At 70.8% G+C, this 5,220-nt stretch carries 5 protein-coding genes; 2 read left to right on the forward strand and 3 right to left on the reverse strand.

Features of this window, described 5'->3' with window-relative positions:
- The first annotated feature begins 282 nt into the window (after positions 1–282).
- Both AOK08_RS33635 and AOK08_RS33640 read left to right on the forward strand, forming a co-directional pair.
- A complete protein-coding gene (locus AOK08_RS33635) occupies positions 283–1,404 on the forward strand; it encodes a C40 family peptidase (RefSeq protein ID WP_055533051.1) in 1,122 nt (373 codons plus the stop codon).
- A 412-nt stretch (positions 1,405–1,816) separates the two neighbouring features.
- The gene (locus AOK08_RS33640; RefSeq protein ID WP_055533053.1) at positions 1,817–3,241 is read left to right on the forward strand and encodes a PP2C family protein-serine/threonine phosphatase; all 1,425 of its coding nucleotides are present in this window, start codon (positions 1,817–1,819) and stop codon (positions 3,239–3,241) included.
- Between the two features lie 37 nt (positions 3,242–3,278).
- Here the strand turns inward: AOK08_RS33640 and AOK08_RS33645 are convergent, their stop codons facing one another.
- From AOK08_RS33645 to AOK08_RS33655, 3 genes are all read right to left on the reverse strand, one after another.
- Positions 3,279–3,617, reverse strand: a complete 339-nt coding sequence (locus tag AOK08_RS33645; protein ID WP_079054429.1) for a DUF2516 family protein — start codon at positions 3,615–3,617, stop codon at positions 3,279–3,281.
- A 175-nt stretch (positions 3,618–3,792) separates the two neighbouring features.
- On the reverse strand, positions 3,793–4,503 hold the full coding sequence (locus tag AOK08_RS33650) for a hypothetical protein (RefSeq protein WP_055533054.1): 711 nt from the start codon (positions 4,501–4,503) through the stop codon (positions 3,793–3,795).
- Positions 4,504–4,596: 93 nt separating this feature from the next.
- Positions 4,597–5,121, reverse strand: a complete 525-nt coding sequence (locus AOK08_RS33655) for a helix-turn-helix domain-containing protein (protein ID WP_055533056.1) — start codon at positions 5,119–5,121, stop codon at positions 4,597–4,599.
- Positions 5,122–5,220 lie beyond the last annotated feature (99 nt).

Raw genomic sequence — 5,220 nt, forward strand, 5'->3', positions numbered from 1 at the left:
TCGGCTATTCGGCTATTCGGCGTCCTGGCTTCCCGGCGTCCCTGCTTCCCGGCTACCCGGCTACCTGACTTCCCGGGCGCCTCACATTGCTCTCGGTTCCCGGGCAACGATCTCCGCGTCTCGTTCGTCAGACATGCGGGGGCAGAGGGCAGCGGGAGGAAGCGAGAGGGCAGGCAACTCGCGGGATGTCTGTTGCTTTCCACGGTGACATGTCACGATCCACCGGTCGCGCAAGTTACCGACGGTTAATCAAGTGGGCGGAAAGGTACGGGGGTACGGGGCATGGGAGCCGGCAAGCGGAGTCTGGTCGCGACAGCCGTGGGACTGGTCTGCGCGGTCACCGTCCTGAGCGGCGCGGGCACCGCGTTCGCCGACCCGACGCCGACACTGCCGCCCGCCCCGGCCCTGCCGCCGGGCGCGACCTTGCCGCCGGGCGCCGTACTGCCCCCGAGCGTGACGCTGCCGCCGAACAGGGACCTGGTGGCCGTACAGAAGCGGCTGGAGAAGCTCTACCACGACGCGGCGGTCGCCACGGACGCGTACAACGCGGCGGAGGAGCAGACCGAGCGGCAGTCGACCGAGATCGTCGAGCTGGCCCAGGAGATCGCCAAGGGACAGAAGCGGCTGGCCGAGTTGAAGGACCGCGCGGGTGCCGCCGCCCGCGCCCAGTACCGCTCCGGAGGACTCCCGCCGAGGGCGCGGCTGTGGCTCAGCGACGATCCCCAGGCGTGGCTCGATGGGGTCAGCCGGATCCGGCAGGGCGAGAAGGCGACCGAGGGCCTGCTCGCCGAACTGACGCGCACCCAGCAGGACTTGGAGCTGTACGCGCAGGACGCCACGGCCCAGTGGCAGCGGCTGGACACGAGCCGGAAGGCGAGGGCCGCCGCCCAGAAGAAGATCAAGCAGCAGATCACGGCGGCCGAGAACCTGGAGTCCCAGCTCGCGAAGGAGGAGAAGGAACGCCTCGCGGCGCTGGAGCGCGAGGCCGCCGCCAGGGCGCAGACCTCCTGGCTCGGCTCCGGCATCCTCGACGATCTCGACGGCAACGCGACGGCACAGGGCAGGAAGGCCGTGGAGTTCGCGACGGCGCAGGTGGGCAAGCCGTACGAGTGGGGTGCCGAGGGCCCCGGCACGTTCGACTGCTCGGGTCTGACCTCGGCGGCCTGGGCCGCGGCCGGCATCCCCATACCGCGCACCTCGCAGGAGCAGTGGGCCCAGCTTCCGCACGTCGACATCAAGGACATGCGGCCGGGCGACCTGATCGTCTACTTCGACGACGCGAGCCACATCGCGATGTACGTGGGCGACGGCAAGATCGTGCACGCCCCTCGCCCCGGGCGGACGGTGACGATCACGGGGGCGGGGTCGATGCGAATACTCGGGGTGGTCCGGCCGGGCGCGTGACGCCGGACCCAGCGCAGGGGACCCGTCCACGGACCCCCGTAGGTGACCCGCCCACCGATCCCTCGTAGGCGACCCGCCCACGGACCCTTGTAGCTGGTCCCGTCCACGGACCCCCGTAGGTGACCCGCCCACGGGACCATCCCGACCTCACGGGTCCCACGTGACCGGTCCCACGTGACGCACCGCACCCACCCGGACCGCCCACCCCCGCGCCGGACGTGACGTTCGTCATCCCCGGGCGGGCACCCCTGTCCCCAAGTGCGTTGCGGCGCACGGCATATGACATCGGCGCCGCCGCACGGACGCGCCGCCGACCATTCCGCTGCGGGCCCGTCACCCGCTATGGTCCCGGTCGGTGGATCGAGGCCCCTCGCCCATCGTGCCCTCGGGGGGAGGGAAGGAGCCCACGACGATGCCCGTACCCGTACCGCGGCAGAGAGCGATCCCGGCCCTGGAGAACGGTCAGGCGCCGGCACCTGCCATGCCCGGAGCGACCTCCACGGGCACCTCCTCCGGCGAACCGGCCCCGCGCAAGTCAATGGACGCGAGTGACGCGAGCGACGCGGCCGGCGCCTCCGCGAAGGCCTCTGCGCCCGCCTCCGGCACCGGAACCGGTGGTGGCACCGGCACGCATCTGACCCTCCTGCTGATCCAGGACGACCCGGGCGGCTCGCCCGTTGTGCCCGAGCTGCTCGACGCGTCGGGCAAGCCGATCCGTGTACGCACGGCACGCAACCTCACCGAGGCCGAACGGCTGCTCACCGACGACGTCCACTGCATCCTGCTGGACCTCGCCCTGCCCGCACCCCCGAACAGCACCGACGACAACGACGACGAGCTGGCGGTGCTGAAGCACGTACTGCGGCTCGCGCCCCGGCACGCCGTCCTCGCGCTCACCGCCTCCGGCGACGCCGAGCGCGGTACGGAGGCGGTGCGCGTCGGCGCCCAGGACTACCTCTTCCGCGACGAGCTGGACGGCCGGCTGCTGAGCCGCGCGATCCGCTACGCGGTGGAGAGGAAACGTTCCGACAGGGCCGAACGCCGGCTCAGCGAGTCCCGGCTGCGGGCCCAGGAGAACGCCCGTCTGGAACGCGGCCTGCTCCCCACACCGCTCCTCGACGGCTCCTCGCTGCGCTTCGCCGCCCGCTACCGCCCCGGCCGCTCCCGCGCCCTGCTCGGCGGCGACTTCTACGACACGGTCCGTACGCCCGACGGCACGGTCCACGCGATGATCGGCGATGTGTGCGGGCACGGCCCCGACGAGGCGGCGCTCGGCGTGGAGCTGCGCATCGCGTGGCGCGCGCTGACCCTGGCGGGCCTGTGCGGTGACGCGCTGCTGGGCACGCTCCAGCAGGTCCTCGAACACGAGCGCCAGAACGACGAGATCTTCGCGACGCTCTGTACGGTCGACATCTCGCCGGACGGCCGCAGCGCGGGCCTGTGCCTGGCCGGCCACCCTGCTCCGCTGCTGGTCCGCCCGGCGCCCGCGCCCTCCGGGTCCGATGCGGTGGCGGTGGCGGTGGCGGAACTGCTGCCCCACGACAACAACGGCCCGGCGCTGGGCCTGCTGCCGGGGGCCCGCTGGCCTCGTACGCAGGTACAACTCGGCGCCGAGTGGACCCTGATGCTGTACACGGACGGCCTGATCGAGGGCCATGTCGGCGCGGGCCGGGAGCGGCTCGGCCAGGACGGCATGGTCGCGATGATCCGCCGCCAACTGGCCCAGGGCCTGCGCGGCGAGGACCTGCTGCGGGCCGCGGTGAGCGAGGTCCGCAAGCTCAACGGCGGGGAGCTGACGGACGACCTGGCGGTCCTGCTGCTGGACCGCCCGGCCTGAGCGGTAACGGCGGCGCGAGCCGTGGTGACGGGTGGGGTCAGCGACCGCCGTTGTAGGGACCGTACGGACCGTCGCTGCTGGAACCGCCGCCTCTGCGGCTGCGTCCGCCGCCCGAGAGACCGCGCAGGGCCGGTCGTACGTCGACCATGTACACGATCGTCGCGACCAGGCCGATGATCGGCAGGAACGACAGGATGTTGAAGATCAGGTTCACCACGAAGGCGAGCCCGAGGACGACCAGCCAGAACGCCTTGGTCTTCTTGTCCGCCGCCCGGTAGGCGTCCTCACGGTGCACCGCGGCGTCGATCAGCGCGAAGCCACTGAAGATGATCAGGGCCACGCTCAACAGCCACATGAACCCCACGAACCCCTGCATCAGCACAACGTCCACCACCAAGCTCGGTCAGTTCGTACGTGCGGTCAACGTACCCGCAACCGGAAACCCGCTACCCGCCAAACGGGCCGGGCACTCCAGGAGTGCCCGGCCCGTCCTCATACACGTTGTTTCACACGTTCGGCTCTGCCTACTTGGCCTACTTGGCCTACTTGGCTCACTTGGCGGGCGGAGCCGTCTTCTTGGCGGCGGGCTTGCGGGCCGGAGCCTTCTTGGCGACGGGCTTCCTGCCCGAGGCGGCGGCCGGGGCGGGCGCCTTCTCCTCGGTGGCCACCTCGACCTGGGCCGACTCGGCGGAGTCGGCGGAGACCGAGGAGTCGGAGGAGCCGGAGGAGCTGGCGGGCTCGGCCGCCGGCTCGACGGCGATGGCCAGTTCCTCGATCTGCTCGGCGGTCTCGCCGCGCCAGGTCTTCACGGCCTGCTCGCCGTGCTCGGCGACCTTCTCGTACGTCTCGCGGGCCTTCACGGCGTACTCGGCGGCGACGCCGACACCGCGCAGGGCGAGGTCCTGGGCGCTCTCACCGAGCTTCTTCAGATCGGCGTCGATCGTGGAGCCGAGCTTCTTGAAGTCGCCGTCCAGCGTGCTGATGAACTCGCCGACCTTGGCCTGGATGGTCTCCTGGGCCTCCTTGGCACGGCCGGTGGCCTTCTCCTGCGCCTCCTTGGCGCGAGCGGCGGCCTTCTCCTGGACAGCCTTCGGGTCGGTGGCGCGTACGGCCTCGATCCGGGCCGGCGCCTCGGCACGCAACTGCTCGACGAAGCCGGGCACCTTCTTGGCCTGCTGAAGGGCGAGATCGGCGGTGCCGGCGGCGAAGTAGAGCGGGGTGGGGTCGCTGAAGGTCTTGCGGAGGTCGTCGGTGATGGCCATGGTGATGGTTCTCCCGGGTTGCTTCGAACTGAGGGTTTGGTATGTCTGGCGTGACTTGTGCGGGCGGCCGGCGCGGCGGGTTCGGCGGGTGCGTCAACCGGCTGTCTGCTGCGGACCGGCGTCGCTGCCGGCGCCGCCACCTATGTCCGTATCTCTGTCATCTCTGTCATCTCTGTCCGCGCCCATGTCCGTGCCTATGTGCGCGCCGCCGGGAACGTCCGGCACAGGAACGTCCGCTGCGGCTGGAGCGCTGACCGGATCGGCGATCTCGAACCCGTTCTCCTTGCGGAAGGACTCGTAGATCTGCAGGAGCACCTGCTTCTGCCGTTCGCTGAGCGTGGGATCGGCGAGTATGGCGGCACGCGTCTCCACCTCGTCCCGATCGCGCTCGGCATCGAGGATGCCGGCCCGCACGTACAGCGTCTCGGCGGAGATCCGCAGCGCCTTGGCGACCTGCTGCAACACCTCCGCGCTCGGCTTGCGCAGCCCGCGCTCGATCTGGCTCAGATACGGATTCGACACCCCGGCGGCATCGGCGAGCTGCCTGAGGGACAACTGCGCGGTGCGCCGCTGATCGCGCAGGTACTCACCAAGATTGCCGACGTTGAGCGTTGCCATGCGTCCAGCTTGCCGCACCTCCGCTAACTATTGCAAGCAGACGCTTGCAAAAGTGCGCCACGCCACGCGACAGGGCCGTTGAGCCTGAGCGCGATAGGT

Origin of the sequence: Streptomyces graminilatus, assembly GCF_001418565.1 — a bacterium.
GTDB lineage: Bacteria > Actinomycetota > Actinomycetes > Streptomycetales > Streptomycetaceae > Streptomyces > Streptomyces graminilatus.

Bases quoted from the DNA above. Each gene is read 5' to 3' on its own strand.
- AOK08_RS33650 (WP_055533054.1), bottom strand. From the start codon at position 4,503: ATGGCCATCACCGACGACCTCCGCAAGACCTTCAGCGACCCCACCCCG.
- AOK08_RS33645 (WP_079054429.1), bottom strand. From the start codon at position 3,617: ATGCAGGGGTTCGTGGGGTTCATGTGGCTGTTGAGCGTGGCCCTGATC.
- AOK08_RS33655 (WP_055533056.1), bottom strand. From the start codon at position 5,121: ATGGCAACGCTCAACGTCGGCAATCTTGGTGAGTACCTGCGCGATCAG.
- AOK08_RS33640 (WP_055533053.1), top strand. From the start codon at position 1,817: ATGCCCGTACCCGTACCGCGGCAGAGAGCGATCCCGGCCCTGGAGAAC.
- AOK08_RS33635 (WP_055533051.1), top strand. From the start codon at position 283: ATGGGAGCCGGCAAGCGGAGTCTGGTCGCGACAGCCGTGGGACTGGTC.